We start from the raw sequence: 18822 nt of genomic DNA, 5'->3' as shown, positions 1-18822 counted from the left end.
TTTTATAAAATAAATTAATTTTTTTCATAAAAAAACAGCCCCTATTCAGGAGCTGTTACATATAGCGGTGATCGGGGTCGAACCGATACGTCCTATAGGGACACCAGATTTTGAGTCTGACGCGTCTGCCAATTCCGCCACACCGCCATTTATATTAAATTAATAGTCTAACAAAGGTAGACATAAGGCGGAGGTCGGATTTGAACCGACGATTAAGGTTTTGCAGACCTCTGCCTTACCACTTGGCTACACCGCCATTAGCTATTTTATTAATAGATTGGGATAGCTGGATTCGAACCAGCGCATAATAGAGTCAAAGTCTAGTGCCTTACCGCTTGGCTATATCCCAATACTAGGGCGGAATATGGGATTCGAACCCATGTATGCCGGATCCACAAACCGGTGTGTTAACCCCTTCACCAATTCCGCCATGAAGTTTTAACAGGGATAGTAGGAATTGAACCCACACTAGCGGTTTTGGAGACCGATGTACTACCTTTATACGATATCCCTATTATGGAGGAGGGTGGATTCGAACCGCCGAACTCAGAGAGAGCGGTTTTACAGACCGCCGCGTTTAGCCACTTCGCTACTCCTCCAGGCTGATGGCGCGGGACGGAATCGAACCGCCGACACAAGGAGCTTCAATCCTTTGCTCTACCGACTGAGCTACCGAGCCATCTTACGGTCCATATCAGATTTGAACTGATGATCTTCTCCGTGACAGGGAGACGAGATAAACCACTGCTCCAATGGACCATATTGCGGGAGATGGATTTGAACCACCGACCTTCGGGTTATGAGCCCGACGAGCTACCTAACTGCTCCATCCCGCGATGTTATTAAAGGAGGATGTGGGATTTGAACCCACGCACGAGAAACCCGTCTAACGGTTTTCAAAACCGTCCCCTTAAGCCACTTGGGTAATCCTCCAAAACTTAAAACGTCAATATTATTGCTGACAATGACCCGTACGGGATTTGAACCCATGTTACCGCCGTGAAAGGGCGATGTCTTAACCACTTGACCAACGGGTCGGATTTAGCTTGCAACACAAGACGCTTAATTATAATACCTGATATCAATTGAGATGTCAATAAGTTTTTTGATTTAAATAATTGCTTACCTAAATCACAACGTTATTAATAATACATTATTTATGTCAGACTTGCAAGTTTTTTAAATAAATTCCTTATTGTATTTTCTAGAACACTTTATTTACGCTAAACGCAAGTCTTATTTTATTTAAATAAAGTTTTGCGCATCTTTTGGATAAGGCGTGAGCGTGCCCGAATAATCGTCATTTGTTCAATCTGAAATTTCTTGATTACTTCTTCCTGCTGTAATGTTCCAATACTAATTAATAAGCTCAACTTTTCTAAATCAGATAACTTTGGGATCAATTCTGCAAAGTATTCACTCATTGGAATTTTGCTATCAGCCGAAAATTGCTGGTTCAAGGGAGTAAGACCATTCTTTATAGCAGTTTCAAAAGTAATAGATTGTGTTAAAGTTTTTCTGCGATAAGCTTGATCCCTTCTAATTAGTGTTTTAGCATGATTATCAAGCCTTTTCTTAAAGTAACTACCGAAGCGCCCTTTGCTACTTTCATAGGCCATTACGGCCTGATAGCACTCAATTAGCGCATCCTGCTGCCAATCCTGACTATCATAGCCTCGTACATAATATTTACATTTAACGTTATTAACCAATGGTTGATAATAGTGAAATAAATTCTCAAGTGCATCATCACTTCCCGCCTTTATTTGCTTAATTAATTCTGCTTCAATTTCCGGTGTTAATTCAAATTTTTGCATATTCTATTCCCTATAAAACGCTTTATTAGCTATATAAGTATAATATTATTTTTAAATCAAAACTAATACCGAAACAATGTTCTAAATTAACAAAAAGACTAAATTAACTATTAATTTGACACAATAGTTCAATTGTGTTGAATTACTTTAAAAAAACAAAAAATATTTTGAAAATAAGTTAGCCAAGCACAGCACAAATTGATAACAATTTCAGCTCGTCAATCAACAATTTTATCCCAGAAATAAATCGTGGTGGAAGAAGGATTGGCTGCAAGTCACCTACTTATGATTTGCTGAAGAAGTAAGCAAATTCAGCACACTACATATGGTTATCGTAACTTTTCCAACATGACTGCTAGAATTATGTTAGAAGCAAAAAATATCGTACTAAAAGAAAACACTTTAAGCATGTTTGCTTAAAGTGCATCTAATTCATTATGGAAGATTGTAGAATGAAGTTGAACACTTAAATTCATTAAAAAATAAAAAAAGTCCATTGGACTTCTTTGATAGAATGTAATTACCTACAAAACTTTCTAGAAAGAAGTTACCAATGAACTCTTTACATTCTACCATATCCACTCATCTTAAAGGCAAATATCTTTCCTTTGAGAACCGTGTTACCATTCAAGTTTTACATAGCCAAGGTCAATCCTTACGCCAGATAGCTAGGGTAATTCATTGTTCCCCTGCTACGATTAAAAATGAGCTTGAACGTGAGCAAAAAGCTTGTCATGATACAAAGCTTTTTCGTTATGCTGCGCAAACTACTCAAGCTAGATATCTAGACCAACGATTAAATTGTGGTCGTAAGTGTGATTATCTGGTTAAATGCCGCATTAGACGCTTTATTCCCAAAGGTAAGTACATCAAAGACTATAGCCTAGAGCAAATCTATGCCATTGAAGAATGGTGCAATAACTTACCCAGAAAGATTCTGGCTTATCACACTCCAGATGAATTATTTGAACACAGATTAGATCGCACCTATCAAATTAATTAATGCGGGTGGTCAACTTGAAATTGCAATTTACGTCTAATTCATTATTTATCTTCATCAACAAGGTTTGACAAAGAGCTATTAAAAACCAAATCAGACGATCGATTGAAGAAGTATCAGACTTGCTTGCCCCTGTTTAGTTAAAAATTCAGTCCAACAAAGTAAAAGAACGCTGATAAATCAGCGTTCTTTTATAATATATGACGGAGACTGAGGGATTCGAACTCTCGCACCGGAATAACCCGATCTACACCCTTAGCAGGGGCGCCTCTTCAGCCACTTGAGTAAGTCTCCAAATGGGCCTAAGTGGACTTGAACCACCGACCTCACGCTTATCAGGCGTGCGCTCTAACCAGCTGAGCTATAGGCCCATAAAGCGGGTAACGAGAATCGGACTCGCGACTAAAGCTTGGAAGGCTTTCGTTTTACCACTAAACCATACCCGCACATAAACTAAAAATGGCGCGGGACGGAATCGAACCGCCGACACAAGGAGCTTCAATCCTTTGCTCTACCGACTGAGCTACCGAGCCATCTTACGGTCCATATCAGATTTGAACTGATGATCTTCTCCGTGACAGGGAGACGAGATAAACCACTGCTCCAATGGACCATATTGCGGGAGATGGATTTGAACCACCGACCTTCGGGTTATGAGCCCGACGAGCTACCTAACTGCTCCATCCCGCGATGTTATTAAACTAAAATACAAAATCCAATTATGGACCTTGTAGGACTCGAACCTACGACAGGACGGTTATGAGCCGTCTGCTCTAACCAACTGAGCTAAAGGTCCGAGCTCTTACAATAGCGGTGGGGGGGATCGAACCCGCGACCTCCCGGGTATGAACCGGACGCTCTAGCCAGCTGAGCTACACCGCCAAAAATAGTAACCACATAGATTACAAATCGGGAAGACAGGATTCGAACCTGCGACCCCCTGGTCCCAAACCAGGTGCTCTACCAAACTGAGCCACTTCCCGTATTTAATGCGCCCTGAAGGATTTGAACCTTCAACCTTCTGATTCGTAGTCAGACACTCTATCCAGTTGCGCTAAGGGCGCGTCATTATATGCCGAGGACCGGAGTCGAACCGGTACGATTGAAACCAATCGCGGGATTTTAAGTCCCGTGCGTCTGCCAATTCCGCCACCCCGGCAAGTAATGAAAGCGGAAGACGGGATTCGAACCCGCGACCCCCACCATGGCAAGGTGATGTTCTACCACTGAACTACTTCCGCGTAATATATAATGCCGATTATACGATTTGAACGTACGACCCCCTGTTTACAAGACAGATGCTCTACCAACTGAGCTAAATCGGCATAATGTAAATATGGTAACAATAATGGCAAATACGGGTGGTGGGACTTGAACCCACACGTCCGAGAACACTAGAACCTAAATCTAGCGCGTCTGCCAATTCCGCCACACCCGCATATGGGGCCATGAGTCGTGACGGGCTTGAACCGTCGACCCTCTGATTAAAAGTCAGATGCTCTACCGACTGAGCTAACGACTCGGTATATGGAGGATACAGGGCTCGAACCTGTGACCTCCTGCTTGTAAGGCAGATGCTCTCCCAGCTGAGCTAATCCTCCATATAAAGCACGGCAACGTCCTACCCTCGCAGGCAGTTTCCCACCAACTACTCTCGGCGTTAAGAAGCTTAACTTCTGTGTTCGACATGGTTACAGGTGTTTCCTTCTTGCTCTTGCCACCGTACTTTTTATTCTCTTTGAGTTTTTACACTCAAAACTAAATATAATCTACTCTTTTTACCGTTCCACTCTCTTTCCAAATTGCACTCGCTTTTGGTCAAGTCCTCGACTGATTAGTACTAGTCCGCTCCAAGTATCACTACTCTTCCACTCCTAGCCTATCTACCTCATCGTCTTTGAGGTGTCTTACTACTTTACGTATGGGAAATCTCATCTTGAGGGGGGCTTCGCACTTAGATGCTTTCAGCGCTTATCCCTGCCATACTTAGCTACCCAGCTATGCCTTTGGCAAGACAACTGGTACACCAGCGGTATGTCCATCCCGGTCCTCTCGTACTAAGGACAGCTCCTCTCAAATTTCCTACGCCCACGACGGATAGGGACCGAACTGTCTCACGACGTTCTGAACCCAGCTCGCGTGCCGCTTTAATGGGCGAACAGCCCAACCCTTGGGACCTACTACAGCCCCAGGATGCGACGAGCCGACATCGAGGTGCCAAACCTCCCCGTCGATGTGAACTCTTGGGGGAGATAAGCCTGTTATCCCCAGGGTAGCTTTTATCCGTTGAGTGATGGCCCTTCCATGCGGTACCACCAGATCACTAAGCCCGACTTTCGTCCCTGCTCGAGTTGTCTCTCTCGCAGTCAAGCTCCCTTTTACCTTTACACTCTATGAATGATTTCCAACCATTCTGAGGGAACCTTTGGGCGCCTCCGTTACTCTTTAGGAGGCGACCGCCCCAGTCAAACTGCCCGTCTGACACTGTCCTAAATCTCGCTTAGAGATCCTAGTTAGAGTAGCCATCAAACAAGGGTAGTATCCCAACATTGCCTCTGATAATACTAGCGTACTATCTTCTCTGGCTCCTACCTATCCTGTACATGTTTAACAGCTACCCAATATCAAATTGCAGTAAAGCTCCATGGGGTCTTTCCGTCCTGTCGCGGGTAACCCGCATCTTCACGGGTATTATAATTTCACCGAGTCTCTCGTTGAGACAGTGCCCAAATCATTTCACCTTTCGTGCAGGTCGGAACTTACCCGACAAGGAATTTCGCTACCTTAGGACCGTTATAGTTACGGCCGCCGTTTACTGGGGCTTCAGTTCGAACCTTCGCTTGCGCTAAGCTCTCTCCTTAACCTTCCAGCACCGGGCAGGTGTCAGCACCTATACGTCGTCTTACGACTTTGCAGATACCTGTGTTTTTGATAAACAGTTGTTTGGGCCTATTCACTGCGGCTGGTTCTTACACCAGCACCCCTTCTTCCGAAGTTACGGGGCTATTTTGCCGAGTTCCTTAACGAGAGTTCTCTCGCTCACCTTAGTGTTCTCCACTCGACTACCTGTGTCGGTTTGCGGTACGGGTACATTAGCTCTCACTAGAAGCTTTTCTTGGCAGTGTGACTACTTCACCTTCGCTACTTTTATTTCGCTCCTCATCACGTCTTGTGATTATCGAAAGTAAGCATTTGACTCACTCTCTCACTTAACGCTTGAACATGGCTTCCAGCGCCATGCGTGCTTCACCTTCTGCGTCCCTCCATCGTTATTAACGATCTAATGCAGTACAGGAATCTCTACCTGTTGTCCATCGGCTACGCCTTTCGGCCTTACCTTAGGTCCCGACTTACCCTGGGCGGACGAGCCTGCCCCAGGAAACCTTAGTCTTTCGGCGGATAGGATTCTCACCTATCTTGCGCTACTCATACCGGCATTCTCACTTCTAAGCGCTCCACTTATCCTTTCGATTAAGCTTCTCCGCTCTTAGAACGCTCTCCTACCACGCATTACTTTCATAATGCATCCACAGTTTCGGTACTATGCTTAGCCCCGGTAAATTTTCGGCGCAGCGTCACTCGACTAGTGAGCTATTACGCACTCTTTTAATGATGGCTGCTTCTAAGCCAACATCCTAGTTGTCTACGCAACTCCACATCCTTTTCCACTTAGCATAGATTTTGGGACCTTAACTGGTGATCTGGGCTGTTTCCCTTTCGACTACGGATCTTATCACTCGCAGTCTGACTCCAGTGCGCAGATATCTGGTATTCGCAGTTTATCTGAATTCAGTAACCCTTGACGGGCCCTTCGTCCAAACAGAGCTCTACCTCCATTATCTTTTCTCGCACCAGGCTAGCCCTAAAGCTATTTCGGAGAGAACCAGCTATCTCCAAGTTCGTTTGGAATTTCACCGCTACCCACAACTCATCCCCGCAATTTTTAACTTACGTGGGTTCGGTCCTCCAGTGCGTTTTACCGCACCTTCAACCTGGTCATGGGTAGGTCACTTGGTTTCGGGTCTACATCAAATAACTCCTGCGCCCTTTTCAGACTCGCTTTCGCTACGGCTCCGTCCTTTTATGACTTAACCTTGCTATTTAACGTAACTCGCCGGTTCATTCTACAAAAGGCACGCCATCACCCTTTAACGGGCTCTGACTACTTGTAAGCACACGGTTTCAGGTTCTATTTCACTCCCCTCCCGGGGTTCTTTTCACCTTTCCCTCACGGTACTGGTTCACTATCGGTCACAAGTGAGTATTTAGCCTTACGAGATGGTCCTCGCTGCTTCAATCGGAATTCCTCGTGTTCCGACCTACTCAGGATACTGCTCAGCGTGCTTGAAATTTCGCTTACGGGGCTCTCACCTTCTCTGGCTTATCTTCCCAGATAATTCTGCTATCTCTTACACTACCTTTATTGCAGTCCTACTACCCCAAATGATAAATCATCTGGTTTGGGCTCTTTCCGTTTCGCTCGCCGCTACTATGGAAATCGATTTTTCTTTCTCTTCCTGCAGCTACTTAGATGTTTCAGTTCACTGCGTCTTGCCCTTATTAGCTATGTATTCACTAATAAGTAATACAATTTCTTGTATTGGGTTCCCCCATTCGGATATCTCCGGATCTCTGCGTACTTACCGCTCCCCGAAGCATTTCGCTGTTTGTCGCGTCCTTCTTCGCCTTCTTGTGCCTAGGCATTCACCGTGCGCCCTTCTTTTCTTGACCTTACCTCTAAGATCTTCTCTCTCGGTCGCTCGTGCAATCTGTTTTTCTCTTTGATTGTTTCTCGGTTTTTTCTAGATTATATTCAGTTTTCAATGTCCTAACTTGAGGTACTACCCTCAAAACTAAACAATGTCTTCGTTTCTGTGTGCTTCCTTGCTCCTAGGCTTCTTTTAGTATTCCTACTCTCCACCTATTCGCTCTTCCTTAGAAAGGAGGTGATCCAGCCGCAGGTTCTCCTACGGCTACCTTGTTACGACTTCACCCTAATCATCTGTCCTACCTTAGACGGCTGACTCCTTACGGTTATCCTACCGGCTTTGGGTATTACAGACTCTCATGGTGTGACGGGCGGTGTGTACAAGGCCCGGGAACGTATTCACCGCGGCATGCTGATCCGCGATTACTAGCGATTCCAGCTTCATGCACTCGAGTTGCAGAGTGCAATCCGAACTGAGATTAGCTTTAAGAGATTCGCTTGCCTTCACAGGTTCGCTCCTCGTTGTACTAACCATTGTAGCACGTGTGTAGCCCAGGTCATAAGGGGCATGATGACTTGACGTCGTCCCCACCTTCCTCCGGTTTGTCACCGGCAGTCTCATTAGAGTGCCCAACTTAATGCTGGCAACTAATAATAAGGGTTGCGCTCGTTGCGGGACTTAACCCAACATCTCACGACACGAGCTGACGACAGCCATGCACCACCTGTCTTAGTGTCTCCGAAGAGAACGTCATATCTCTATGATTTGCACTAGATGTCAAGACCTGGTAAGGTTCTTCGCGTTGCTTCGAATTAAACCACATGCTCCACCGCTTGTGCGGGCCCCCGTCAATTCCTTTGAGTTTTAACCTTGCGGTCGTACTCCCCAGGCGGAGTGCTTAATGCGTTAGCTGCAGCACTGAGAGGCGGAAACCTCCCAACACTTAGCACTCATCGTTTACGGCATGGACTACCAGGGTATCTAATCCTGTTCGCTACCCATGCTTTCGAACCTCAGCGTCAGTTACAGACCAGAGAGCCGCCTTCGCCACTGGTGTTCTTCCATATATCTACGCATTCCACCGCTACACATGGAGTTCCACTCTCCTCTTCTGCACTCAAGAAATACAGTTTCAGATGCAATTCCTCAGTTAAGCTGAGGGCTTGCACATCTGACTTGTCTTCCCGCCTGCGTTCGCTTTACGCCCAATAAATCCGGACAACGCTTGCCACCTACGTATTACCGCGGCTGCTGGCACGTAGTTAGCCGTGACTTTCTGGTTGATTACCGTCAAATATATAGCAGTTACTCTATACATCCTTCTTCACCAACAACAGAGCTTTACGATCCGAAAACCTTCTTCACTCACGCGGCGTTGCTCCATCAGACTTGCGTCCATTGTGGAAGATTCCCTACTGCTGCCTCCCGTAGGAGTTTGGGCCGTGTCTCAGTCCCAATGTGGCCGTTCAGTCTCTCAACTCGGCTATGCATCATTGCCTTGGTAGTACTTTTTACCCTACCAACTAGCTAATGCACCGCGGGTCCATCCTTTAGCGACAGCTCGAAAGCCGCCTTTTATAGCTTGATCATGCGATCTTACTTCTTATTTGGTATTAGCACCTGTTTCCAAGTGGTATCCCAATCTATAGGGTAGGTTACCCACGTGTTACTCACCCATCCGCCGCTCGCGCTCTTAGCTTCCTACCCGAAGGTATTCTGTTAAAATTGCTCGCTCGACTTGCATGTATTAGGCACGCCGCCAGCGTTCGTCCTGAGCCAGGATCAAACTCTCATTTTTATCTGTTTGTTTGAATGTTTGCTCATTCGTTCTCCAAGATTTGCATCTCGGATTTATTTGCTTGCGAAATTGACTTCGCTCTTGTTTTGGGCTTTTACACCCGCACACTTTTGCGAAAACATTGTTCAGTTTTCAAAGTACTACCTGCTGCTTATAGCAGCGCTTTTCTATTCTAGCAGACCGTTTTGATCTTGTCAATAACTTTCTGCTCTTTATTTTTGCCCTCTGGCTTCAAACCCTTTGTTTGTTGCCCGACGACAGTTATTAATACTAGCAACTCTTTTCCTCTTTTGCAAGTCTTTTTGCTAAATTATTTTGAATGACTAACTTAATAATTCATGTTAAAGTTGTTATATCAAGGTTTATAGGAGGAAAATAAAAATTAAAAAATTTGACTTAGCAATCGTTGGAGCCGGCCCAATTGGACTATTTAGTGCCAATTATGCTCACTTACATGGGCTCAAAACGATTATATTCGATTCACTAAAAGAAGCTGGCGGTCAGCCAAAACTACTTTATCCATTCAAAAAAATTTTTGACATCCCTGTCTTTGATTCAATCACAGGAATGCAATTAATTGATCGTTTGAAAAAAGAAGCACCTAGTCATGCTGATTTTGTTCTACATCATCGAGTAACTAATATTCAAAAAATTGCGGATGAATTTTTAATTGATAATACCTATCTTGCTAAAAGCATCATTATTGCAACCGGAAATGGCTCATTTACTCCCAAAAAGTTTCCTTTGAAGCTTAATGATCAAACTAAGCCACTTGTCCATTACTACATTGACCAACCGCAAAATTTTGCCAATCAAACAGTAGGCGTTTTTGGAGGAGGCGATTCCGCACTCGACTTCGCTCTTGAACTAGCTCAGCAAAAGCAAACTATTGTTAAGCTAATTCATCGGCGAAACGATTTTCGCGGTTTAGAGTCCAGTATTGAGCAACTAAAAAGTTTAAAAAATGTTGAAATTCTGACTCCTTATCTTCCTAAAACTATCTCAATAGTGAATAATCAACTAGATGTTGGTCTAAAACAAGTTGGTGAGGATCAAATCTTACACCACCTATTCGACCAAATTGTCGTGGCTTATGGTTTCCGTGCCAACAATAATTTAGTAAAAAATTGGGGCGTTAACGTAAACAATAGCCAAATTACTGTTTCTAGTGAAATGAAAACCAATTTGGCTGGAATTTATGCGGTTGGTGATGTTGCAACTTATCCTGGTCGCGTTCCCATCATTGGCGTTGGTTTTGGTGAAGCACAGATTGCTGTTAATTCAATCATGCGCTCACTATTTCCTGAAAAAACGTTAACGGTTCATTCTACTAGTAGATAAATTTAGGAGATATCCATGGCGATTATCAACTTTATTCTTAATATTGATCAGCACCTAGTCGAAATTGTAAATCAATTTGGCGGCTATACTTATCTAATCCTTTTTGGGATTATTTTTATTGAAACTGGGCTAGTTATCTTTCCATTTTTGCCAGGTGATTCACTAATTTTTGCGGCTAGTTCAATGGCTGTCAATCCTAAATATCATCTAAATATTTGGTTAGTATACCTCGCAGTTTTACTTGCTGCCGTCATCGGAGACGCCTGTAATTATGAAATAGGTGCCCGATCTGTCAATGCTGGTGAAAAATATTCTTGGTTCAACAAATTAATTAATCAGAAAAATCGCGCTAGTGCTGAACATTTTTTTGAAAAACATGGGCCTATTACAATTGTTATTGGACGGTTTATTCCGTTTATTAGAACCTTTGTACCATTTATTTCCGGTGGTAGTAAAATGCACTATGGCAAATTTGCCATTTATAATTTAGTTGGCGGAATTATTTGGAGCGGACTGTTTACCATCCTCGGTTACTTCTTTGGAAATATTCCGTTTGTTAAAAACAACTTTTCAATGTTAATTTTGGCGATTATCCTTATCTCGGTTGTGCCAATTGCAATTGTTGGATTGAAAAAGCATTTTACTAAATAAAATAAAAAAGAGCTTCATAGTGACTTAATCACTACAAAGCTCTTTTTTATTGTCCCAATAACTTTTGGGCAAAATATAATTCATAAATAATCCCAGCTACCGCAAAACATGAGGCAAAAAAGCCTTCAGTTAAGACATTAATAATTGGATCTGTTGCCGGATCAAACAACCAGGTATTACTCCCAGCAAAAAATAAATGATGAAAAGCTATAAAAAAACTATCAAAATTAGTTAACGCAAATGGCAGTAATGCAATCGGCAATAACAAGAATAGTAAGGCCCAAACTTTATTAAGCTTAAGTGCTTTATTATTCTTGTTTTTCTTATGTAATAAGTAAATTACTAGGCAGCATAAAAAAGCCACTATCGCTAGAATAAATAGTCGTTTCACTTCGGCAAAGTGTTCTGCAGCTAATGGAGAAGTCGGAAAATCTGTCATAGCTAATTTTGTTTGCAAAGGCCAAATTAAATACCACAATAACTGATTGTAATTGTGCATAATTTGCCCTAACGTTAAATTAACTGTTTGACTAGTCTTTTGCACCAATACAAAAACTATTAACAATGGCCAACTAGCAATCAACGCACCAACCACACTGCTAGTTATCGCAAAAATAAAATGGTAAATCAATGTAAAAATGCTATTTTTGGTACTCATAATTTAAACTCATCTAAACTATTAACAATATACGTTGGCTTACGCTTGTCACTAATATCTTCGCTCTTGGTAATTCCAGTTGTCACTAGCAATTGATCAACTTTACTATTGAAACCTGCCTTAATATCCGTATCATAATTATCACCAACAATTAAGGTCTGCTCCTTAGCATAGCGTGATAGATTGAGCGCTTTTTCAACTATAATTGGCGCCGGTTTACCAATATAAAGCGGCTGCTTACCACTTGCAGCAGCAATCATGATACATTGCGAACCATTGCCTGGCATTAGCCCTTCATCACTAGGCAAATTCAAATCTGCATTAGTACCAATAAATGTCGCACCATTTCTAATTGCATCTGCAGCTACACGTACTTTATGGTAAGTTAAATCCCGGTCCATGCCTACTATCACATAATCAGGATTACGATCATCTAACTCAAATTCTGGATGCTGCAAAAACTCCCGTTTTAAGCCAATCTCACCAATTAAATAAACCCCAATCTTATTTTTAGTTTCTCGTTCCAAAATATAGCTAACTGTTGCCATGCTTGGAGTATAAACATGCTTTAAGTCTGTTTTTATACCGTGTGTAGCTAACTTGTCCACCACCATTTGTGGTGTCCTTGTGGTATTATTCGTTAAAAAAAGATAGTCTTTTCCAGCAGACTCTAGACGCGCAACAAATCTAACCCCTGCAGCAATTGTTTCCTTGCCACGATAAATAGTACCATCAAGATCAATTAAAAATAAGCCATAATCTTTCATTTAATTACTACTCTTTCTCTTTTTAATTACAAATGCATGGTGATTACCTTGTTCACTTTTAATGGCAACTGTCTGTTTTTTAAAACGAGTTTGGCGAACTCGACGCTTTCTAAAATTGGCAGATGAACTGTGCCTAGTATTAGCAGGGCCATTTCTGTGGTGACCGCGAGCGTGATTTTTCTTATTATTGGTATGATAATGGTGAACCGGATCTAGTAACTGCAAAATAAAGTAACTACCACCAGGATTACAGTATTCAAGCAAATAATCCGCAATTGTCTGCTGCTTACGATCCAGCGCGGTGCGAACCTTATCTTGGTAAAAACCCTTTAAGCGCAAATGTCCACTAGAAACATCCCCAACAATAAAATCATACTGATCAAGATAGGGATCATATTTCTGACGCAACATTTCTAAATCTAATCCTGCTTGCTTGTCAACTAAAACTCGATATACCTGATGATTTATCTGCAATTGATCTTCATTTTGCATTACAACAGCTAGTGGATGCCTCAGTGGCTGTTCTTTGGCAAACTTATTTTCACGATGACTAGTATCCTGATCCTTAGATACAGTTTGGCGCTCATTCATTCATTTGCTCCTTTCAGTGGATACTTCTGCGCTAAGTAATTGCCAACTACCTCACGCAAAAATTGTGGAAACAAAAATTGGTTTTGGCCAACTATTGCCAAAGTAGGGAAAAACGGCACTAAAACATAATGATCTAAACAGGCAAGTTGATAGTCTTGATCGGGATCAAGTGCCTTGCCCTTAACATAAACAGTTTGACTGGCTTCATCAAATTCAATCCCTTTATAGTACATTTGCCCAAAAATTTTCCCACGAAAACTCATTCCTTGTAAATGAAATTGATCAAGATAATGGCGATTTTTTTCAATTTCCATTACTAACCGCCACAAATCTCGTCCTTTTAAAGTAGAACGAACCACATGCATTGAATGTGGCAACGTCTTCTGCAAATCATATTCTGTTAAAATTCCCTGCTTAAATGGTTGCAAAAATAAACCTGAGCTAAGAATAGCCAAGTCGGTATCAGCAAAATCAGCAATCGCGTCTAGCGATACCTTAATACTGGTTTCCAAATTATTCCCGAATTTAGCCGGCAAATTAGCTACCCGTTTTTGATTCAAAATTGCTTTCCCACGCTTACGATAAGCGGCAATAGTAATTTCATCTTCGGGTTCTTCCTTCATCAAACTGGTTGGCGCTACCGATGGCGTAATTTGCTGAACATGGTGTTGATCATCAAGCTCAACCTGAACATTACCAACATAATTTCCCCATTTACCAGTTTGAGTAATCCAAACGCCGTTAACCTCTTCACCTTTTTTGAGTAAATTATGGCTGTGACCGCCAATAATCAAATCAATCTGTGGATAATTCTGTGCCAAAAAGCGATCCATGTCTAATCCGACATGGGTCAATAAAAATAAGGCATCATATTTACCAGCAATTTTAGGTAATACCGTATCCATTGCTTCTTTTAATTGTTTAACATGCCAATGATTTGGTTCATAAGAAAGTGGATAAGCAGCTGTCAAGCCAATGAGGGCAATTCGCGTCCCTTTTTTGGTAGTTAAAATTTGAACTTGCGATGCCCAGTGCGGCATTGTCTCGTCTTCTTCACGTAAATTAGCCAATACCACTGGAAATTGTGCATGATCAAATAAATGTTCCACCACCTCATGTGAATTTGAGATTCCCTCATTATTACCAATGGTTACGGCATCATAGTGAAATGAATTCATCAATTCAATATTAGCTTGCCCAAAAGTCGCATCCGTAAGGGGATGCGAGCGATCCATAAAATCACCAGCATCAAAAGTCAACACCTGATCAACCGATTGATCTTGTTGGGCCTGGGCCAAGTACCGGCCAATTTTAGGGAAATGCTCAAAATGCGAATGTAAATCATTAGTGTGTAAAATGCGAATTTTTTCCATGTGCCTTCTATCCAATCTGATTTGCTTTTAAAATTGTTTGATATGCTTCTAAAACAGGACCTTTTGGTTTGTCCCACTCAACCCAACTAGGATTTTGCCAATCAGCTTCATTAGTCAAGGTTTCTAATTGATAATTTTCATTGATATATTTTTCATAAGTAATCAATGCCTTAGTCCGCGGAATATTTAATTGCAAAATCCGCACCTCTTTTATTGCCCCATGATCTACTGCTAGTTCGGCAATTCCATTTTGGTCAATATTAGCAATCTCAAAATAGCTGCTGCCATCATTACGGGTTATTTCTTCTATTAAATCTAATTCTTCGTATTGTTGATCTGCCATTATAAAGTTCTACCTAAAATGAAATAAAAATTGTTACTTATAGTAAAAAAGTGTCACCATGCTATGGTAAAATGCAATAGAGGTGTACACATGAAACATCAAAGCCACCTAATATTGGTGCTTTTTTTCAGTTTAATTTTTTTAATAACTAGTGGTTTTACCGTCGTCGGGCACAGAGGAGATCCTACCAAGTATCCTGAAGAAACTATCCAAAGCGATGACTCCGCGTTCAATTCGGGCGCTGATTACGTCGAACTCGATCTGCATTTATCAGCAGACGGCGTTTTAGTAGTTTGCCATGATGACGATCTCTTCCGCGTAACCCACTCACATGCAATTGTATCACAAAATAATTGGGATGCCCTTAGCCAATTAAGATATGATAATGGCGAAACGGTCAAAAGTTTACCACAGATTTTTGCCCATTATCGTAAACGCCCTGAAACCAAATTCGTTCTAGAAACTAAAATTGATCATGGTGTTGATCATTCTTACCAATTAGAAGAACAAATTGCCCAGACAATCAAAAAATACCATATGGAAAAACGGGTCATGATTCATTCATTCTCCGCTGCCAGCCTGTTTAAACTGCGTGAACTAATGCCTGATGCCTACTTAATCTTAATTGTTGGCAGTCTTAAACGGATTAACTTTAGCAACTTACCACAAGTCAACGCAGTTAACGTCGCAGCTGATGTTATCCAAAATCATTCATGGCTAATCCATTGGCTTCATACACTGAATAAACAGGTTTACGTCTGGACTGAAATGGATGAATCACCCGACTTGTGGCATTGGCTAATCAATAAAAACGTTGATGGCGTGGTCACTAATTTTCCAGCTACCGGTTTTAAATATAAGTTAGCTAAAGAAGGTACTAAAAAATACGATATTCACCGTAAAGGAATCTATTTTGGTAAGCAAAAAACGCCAATCATGATGAATCCCTATGTCCGTGTTAAACAGGGTAAATATGTTAAACCTAAACAAAAATTGAATGTCATGTATGGCGTCAGGGCACATAATCAACTGTTTTATCAAATAGCTAATCAAAGCTTTATCTCTGCAGAATTCGTCAATCTCGACTTAAAAGAGCAAGACTTAGCACCTTATCAAGATAAACAAATTATTGCTAAACCACAAAAACAAGTCGCAATTTACCGTTATCCTGATAACCAAGCCAAAACTAAACAAAAACTACCAGCAAACCAATTATTTAAAATTCAAAATTTCAATGGTAGTCCAAAAAGTTTGTGGCTCTACACCAATCTAGGCTGGGTCAAGGCTAAACAAATTCTCTTCTATGGCTTTTTTGATCAAACTAGCTGGCACAATTATCGGCAATTACCACGTATTAGTCAGTATCGTAATATTGCTCTAACTGCCTACTTACCACGTACTAGCGATCCCGTCGTTCCTTATCTAAAGCTACTAAAAGTCACTAAAAAAATCGCCAACTAAAAAAGGATTCACTTTAATTGTGAATCCTTTTTATTATTGATTTAACGTACTTTGCTTCTTAAGCAACTCATACGGCAATTCGATTTGAGTTTCTGGTAATTCCTCGTTAGCCATTAGCTTAGTCAGCATTCTCATTGCCACAGCTCCCATATCATATAAAGGTTGCTTAATTGCCGTTAGTGCGGGTCTAACAACAGAAGCAATCTTAGTTGCACTAGCAGTGACAATTTCTAATTCATCCGGAACTTTCTTACCAGCATCTGTTGCTGAATTCAAAATTCCTACTGCAGTAATATCGCGAGTAACAATTACGCCATCAATGCCATCTTTCATCAACTGTGAATACAAATTATAACCATCTGCGTGATCTTTAATGTTAGTGTAAACATGTCCTTCACCCAAGTTATGATCAGCCATGAATTTTTGGTAAGCCGGAATTCGGTGATCAGCATTTACTACCGCTTTAGGATCGCCAACTACTAGCGCCAAGTTCTTTTTACCATCGTTATAAAGCAAGTTCAATGCTTCTGTATCAGCCTTTTGATAATCAATTGTTACTGATGGAAATTCTGTATGATTATCCTTAGTACCAGCCAAAACCACTGGCGTATCGGTTCTCTTAAAAGCATCAACTGCTTCCTGAGGTAAACGGTTAGACATATAAATCACACCATCAACTTGCTTATTAAGCAAACTCTGAATTGCTTGATCCTCTTTCATTAACCGATTCTCAATACTAGTAATAATGATATTGTATTTATAAAGCAGGGCAATATCATCAATTCCTTTAGACAATTCTGCAAAGTAAAGGTTGGTTAGGTCTGGTACGATTAATCCAACCGTTGTTGTTCTCTTAGAAGCAAGTCCTTGAGCCACTGCATTTGGTTGGTAGTGCAAACGATTGATAACCTTCATTACTCGATCGTGTGTATCTTTACGCACATTCGTATTACCATTAACCACCCGTGAAACAGTTGCCATTGAAACCTTGGCTTCACGAGCTACATCATAAATTGTAACTTCTTGTTTTCTCATTTTAAAATCCCCTATTTCTGAAATATTCAATATAAAAGATTACCACGATTTTTCCTCATTAGCAAACGTTTTCACTTATTCTTTCATTTTTTCATGGCTAGAACATGCTATAATTTGTTTAACTATCTGTTAATTTGAAAGGAATACACAATGAATTTAACTAAATTACAGGAATGGTTACAAGAAACAAACAATGACTTAGCCTACATTTCCAATCCAAAAACGATTGCCTATTTTACTGGCTATGAAATGGAACCACATGAGCGCATATTTGCCTTGCTAGTCTTCAAGGATCAAGATCCCTTCGTTTTCGTACCAGCACTAAATGTTGAAGAAGCTAAAAATTCTGCATGGAATGGTGATGTTTATGGCTATCTTGACTCAGAAAATCCGTGGGCAATGATTGCCGATCGAGTAAAGCAAACCACTACAGCTTACCAAAACTGGGCACTGGAAAAAAACGACTTGTCCGTTGCTCATTACCAATTAATCCATGAACAATTTCCTGATGCTAACTTTGAAAGTGATGTCTCCAGTTTCATCGACCAAATTCGTTTGTACAAAACTCCTACTGAAATCGAACAATTAAAAGCAGCTGGTCAAGAAGCCGATTTTGCTTTTCAGATTGGTTTTGATACCATCAAGACTGGCGTTAGCGAACGCTACATCGCTGGTCAAATTGAATATCAATTAAAATTACAAAAAGGAGTAATGCAGCAAAGTTTTGAAACCATTGTCCAAACGGGTGCTAATGCTGCCAACCCTCATTTAGGTCCTTCAATGGCTAAGGTTCAGCCTAATGAATTAGTTTTATTTGATTTAGGTACTATGCACAATGGCTATGCTTCAGATGCCAGCCGAACAGTTGCCTATGGCACGCCAACAGCCAAACAAAAAGAAATCTATGAGATTGACCGTGAAGCCCAACAAGCAGCCATTGATGCCGTTAAACCGGGAATGACTGCTGGCGAATTAGACAGTGTTGCCCGCAATGTGATTACTAAAGCTGGCTATGGCGAGTACTTTATCCATCGTTTAGGTCATGGAATCGGTAAAAATGTCCATGAATATCCATCAATTGTTCAAGATAACGATTTAGTGATTGAAGAAGGTATGTGCTTTTCGATTGAACCAGGAATTTACATTCCTGGAGTTGCTGGCGTCCGAATTGAAGATTGTGGTGTAGTTACTAAAAATGGTTTCGAGCCTTTTACCCACACCGACAAGGCACTCAAAACTATTCCAATCAATGATTAATAACTAACAACAAAAAATGCA

The 18822-nt window shown here is 41.3% G+C and carries 11 protein-coding genes, 27 tRNA genes, 3 rRNA genes and 2 pseudogenes; 6 read left to right on the top strand and 37 right to left on the bottom strand.

The features are described from left to right. Positions 1-62: 62 nt before the first annotated feature. The 12 genes from OZX59_RS08470 to OZX59_RS08415 all read right to left on the bottom strand — a co-directional run bounded on the left by OZX59_RS08470 (position 63) and on the right by OZX59_RS08415 (position 1817). A tRNA-Leu gene (locus tag OZX59_RS08470) sits at positions 63-147 on the bottom strand. Between the two features lie 38 nt (positions 148-185). Then, positions 186-256 (bottom strand) — tRNA-Cys (locus OZX59_RS08465). A 21-nt stretch (positions 257-277) separates the two neighbouring features. Beyond that, positions 278-349 (bottom strand) — tRNA-Gln (locus OZX59_RS08460). Between the two features lie 7 nt (positions 350-356). Next, positions 357-429: transfer RNA gene (locus OZX59_RS08455), tRNA-His, on the bottom strand. A gap of 13 nt (positions 430-442) precedes the next feature. After that, positions 443-513 (bottom strand) — tRNA-Trp (locus OZX59_RS08450). A gap of 4 nt (positions 514-517) precedes the next feature. Further along, a tRNA-Tyr gene (locus tag OZX59_RS08445) sits at positions 518-599 on the bottom strand. A 7-nt stretch (positions 600-606) separates the two neighbouring features. Then, positions 607-679 (bottom strand) — tRNA-Phe (locus OZX59_RS08440). 6 nt (positions 680-685) lie between these two features. Continuing rightward, positions 686-759, bottom strand: a tRNA-Asp gene (locus tag OZX59_RS08435). 3 nt (positions 760-762) lie between these two features. Continuing rightward, positions 763-836, bottom strand: a tRNA-Met gene (locus tag OZX59_RS08430). 10 nt (positions 837-846) lie between these two features. Next, positions 847-933, bottom strand: a tRNA-Ser gene (locus OZX59_RS08425). A gap of 32 nt (positions 934-965) precedes the next feature. Next, positions 966-1037 (bottom strand) — tRNA-Glu (locus tag OZX59_RS08420). Positions 1038-1241: 204 nt separating this feature from the next. Next, entirely contained in the window at positions 1242-1817 is a 576-nt protein-coding gene (locus tag OZX59_RS08415) for a sigma-70 family RNA polymerase sigma factor (protein ID WP_277125914.1), read from the bottom strand. Between the two features lie 553 nt (positions 1818-2370). Between OZX59_RS08415 and OZX59_RS08410 the strand changes: the two are divergent. Both OZX59_RS08410 and OZX59_RS08405 read left to right on the top strand, forming a co-directional pair. Further along, positions 2371-2523: pseudogene (locus OZX59_RS08410) on the top strand (helix-turn-helix domain-containing protein); the annotation flags it as partial. 132 nt (positions 2524-2655) lie between these two features. Beyond that, a pseudogene (locus OZX59_RS08405) lies at positions 2656-2820 on the top strand (IS30 family transposase); the annotation flags it as partial. Between the two features lie 201 nt (positions 2821-3021). Here OZX59_RS08405 and OZX59_RS08400 read toward each other — a convergent pair. The 19 genes from OZX59_RS08400 to OZX59_RS08310 all read right to left on the bottom strand — a co-directional run bounded on the left by OZX59_RS08400 (position 3022) and on the right by OZX59_RS08310 (position 9324). Beyond that, a tRNA-Ser gene (locus tag OZX59_RS08400) sits at positions 3022-3111 on the bottom strand. A 3-nt stretch (positions 3112-3114) separates the two neighbouring features. Beyond that, a tRNA-Ile gene (locus OZX59_RS08395) sits at positions 3115-3188 on the bottom strand. 4 nt (positions 3189-3192) lie between these two features. Then, positions 3193-3263, bottom strand: a tRNA-Gly gene (locus OZX59_RS08390). 14 nt (positions 3264-3277) lie between these two features. Beyond that, positions 3278-3350 (bottom strand) — tRNA-Phe (locus OZX59_RS08385). 6 nt (positions 3351-3356) lie between these two features. Continuing rightward, positions 3357-3430, bottom strand: a tRNA-Asp gene (locus tag OZX59_RS08380). A 3-nt stretch (positions 3431-3433) separates the two neighbouring features. Next, positions 3434-3507 (bottom strand) — tRNA-Met (locus OZX59_RS08375). A 32-nt stretch (positions 3508-3539) separates the two neighbouring features. Further along, a tRNA-Ile gene (locus OZX59_RS08370) sits at positions 3540-3613 on the bottom strand. 12 nt (positions 3614-3625) lie between these two features. Then, positions 3626-3699 (bottom strand) — tRNA-Met (locus OZX59_RS08365). A 27-nt stretch (positions 3700-3726) separates the two neighbouring features. Then, a tRNA-Pro gene (locus OZX59_RS08360) sits at positions 3727-3800 on the bottom strand. A gap of 7 nt (positions 3801-3807) precedes the next feature. Further along, a tRNA-Arg gene (locus tag OZX59_RS08355) sits at positions 3808-3881 on the bottom strand. Positions 3882-3890: 9 nt separating this feature from the next. Continuing rightward, positions 3891-3976, bottom strand: a tRNA-Leu gene (locus tag OZX59_RS08350). Positions 3977-3986: 10 nt separating this feature from the next. Beyond that, a tRNA-Gly gene (locus tag OZX59_RS08345) sits at positions 3987-4058 on the bottom strand. 11 nt (positions 4059-4069) lie between these two features. Then, positions 4070-4142, bottom strand: a tRNA-Thr gene (locus OZX59_RS08340). A 31-nt stretch (positions 4143-4173) separates the two neighbouring features. Beyond that, positions 4174-4255: transfer RNA gene (locus OZX59_RS08335), tRNA-Leu, on the bottom strand. A gap of 11 nt (positions 4256-4266) precedes the next feature. Then, a tRNA-Lys gene (locus tag OZX59_RS08330) sits at positions 4267-4339 on the bottom strand. A 6-nt stretch (positions 4340-4345) separates the two neighbouring features. Further along, positions 4346-4418 (bottom strand) — tRNA-Val (locus OZX59_RS08325). Positions 4419-4425: 7 nt separating this feature from the next. Then, positions 4426-4542: ribosomal RNA gene (gene rrf, locus OZX59_RS08320) — 5S ribosomal RNA — on the bottom strand. Positions 4543-4631: 89 nt separating this feature from the next. Next, positions 4632-7548: ribosomal RNA gene (locus OZX59_RS08315) — 23S ribosomal RNA — on the bottom strand. A gap of 208 nt (positions 7549-7756) precedes the next feature. Next, a 16S ribosomal RNA gene (locus OZX59_RS08310) occupies positions 7757-9324 on the bottom strand. Together the 16S, 23S and 5S rRNA genes with 16 tRNA genes alongside form the textbook arrangement of a ribosomal RNA operon. Before the next feature lie 354 nt (positions 9325-9678). Between OZX59_RS08310 and OZX59_RS08305 the strand changes: the two genes are divergently transcribed. Then, positions 9679-10665 carry an NAD(P)/FAD-dependent oxidoreductase gene (locus OZX59_RS08305; RefSeq protein ID WP_277127012.1) on the top strand — a complete coding sequence of 329 codons (987 nt, stop codon included), beginning with the start codon at positions 9679-9681 and terminating at the stop codon, positions 10663-10665. 15 nt (positions 10666-10680) lie between these two features. After that, positions 10681-11316: a VTT domain-containing protein gene (locus OZX59_RS08300; protein WP_277125913.1), complete on the top strand. Its 636-nt coding sequence runs from the start codon at positions 10681-10683 to the stop codon at positions 11314-11316. Between the two features lie 46 nt (positions 11317-11362). Here the strand turns inward: OZX59_RS08300 and OZX59_RS08295 are convergent, their stop codons facing one another. Genes OZX59_RS08295 through OZX59_RS08275 form a run of 5 tightly spaced genes read right to left on the bottom strand, consistent with a single transcriptional unit; the run spans position 11363 to position 15048 of the window. Continuing rightward, positions 11363-11974: a TIGR01906 family membrane protein gene (locus tag OZX59_RS08295; RefSeq protein WP_277125912.1), complete on the bottom strand. Its 612-nt coding sequence runs from the start codon at positions 11972-11974 to the stop codon at positions 11363-11365. Beyond that, positions 11971-12741, bottom strand: coding sequence for a TIGR01457 family HAD-type hydrolase (locus OZX59_RS08290; RefSeq protein ID WP_277125910.1), 771 nt, complete (start codon positions 12739-12741; stop codon positions 11971-11973). Before OZX59_RS08290 ends, OZX59_RS08295 begins: the two co-directional genes overlap by 4 nt. Further along, positions 12742-13332 (bottom strand): YutD family protein, encoded by a 591-nt coding sequence (locus OZX59_RS08285; RefSeq protein ID WP_277125909.1) that lies wholly within the window; start codon positions 13330-13332, stop codon positions 12742-12744. Beyond that, complete coding sequence (locus OZX59_RS08280; protein ID WP_277125908.1) at positions 13329-14705, bottom strand: bifunctional UDP-sugar hydrolase/5'-nucleotidase; 1377 nt, start codon at positions 14703-14705, stop codon at positions 13329-13331. The genes OZX59_RS08285 and OZX59_RS08280 overlap by 4 nt, the downstream gene beginning before the upstream one ends. A gap of 7 nt (positions 14706-14712) precedes the next feature. Next, on the bottom strand, positions 14713-15048 hold the full coding sequence (locus tag OZX59_RS08275) for a hypothetical protein (protein WP_277125907.1): 336 nt from the start codon (positions 15046-15048) through the stop codon (positions 14713-14715). A 90-nt stretch (positions 15049-15138) separates the two neighbouring features. Here OZX59_RS08275 and OZX59_RS08270 point away from each other — a divergent pair, with 90 nt between their 5' ends. After that, positions 15139-16509 (top strand): glycerophosphodiester phosphodiesterase, encoded by a 1371-nt coding sequence (locus OZX59_RS08270; protein WP_277125906.1) that lies wholly within the window; start codon positions 15139-15141, stop codon positions 16507-16509. A gap of 33 nt (positions 16510-16542) precedes the next feature. Here the strand turns inward: OZX59_RS08270 and OZX59_RS08265 are convergent, their stop codons facing one another. After that, on the bottom strand, positions 16543-17544 hold the full coding sequence (locus tag OZX59_RS08265; protein ID WP_277125905.1) for a substrate-binding domain-containing protein: 1002 nt from the start codon (positions 17542-17544) through the stop codon (positions 16543-16545). A 150-nt stretch (positions 17545-17694) separates the two neighbouring features. On the opposite strand from OZX59_RS08265, the gene OZX59_RS08260 reads away from it, so the two are divergent. Continuing rightward, positions 17695-18801, top strand: coding sequence for a Xaa-Pro peptidase family protein (locus tag OZX59_RS08260; RefSeq protein WP_277125904.1), 1107 nt, complete (start codon positions 17695-17697; stop codon positions 18799-18801). The last annotated feature ends 21 nt before the right edge of the window (positions 18802-18822 follow it).

The organism is Lactobacillus sp. ESL0681 (genome assembly GCF_029392835.1).
Classification (GTDB): Bacteria; Bacillota; Bacilli; order Lactobacillales; family Lactobacillaceae; genus Lactobacillus.
This window is presented reverse-complemented; position numbering and strand designations above follow the sequence as displayed.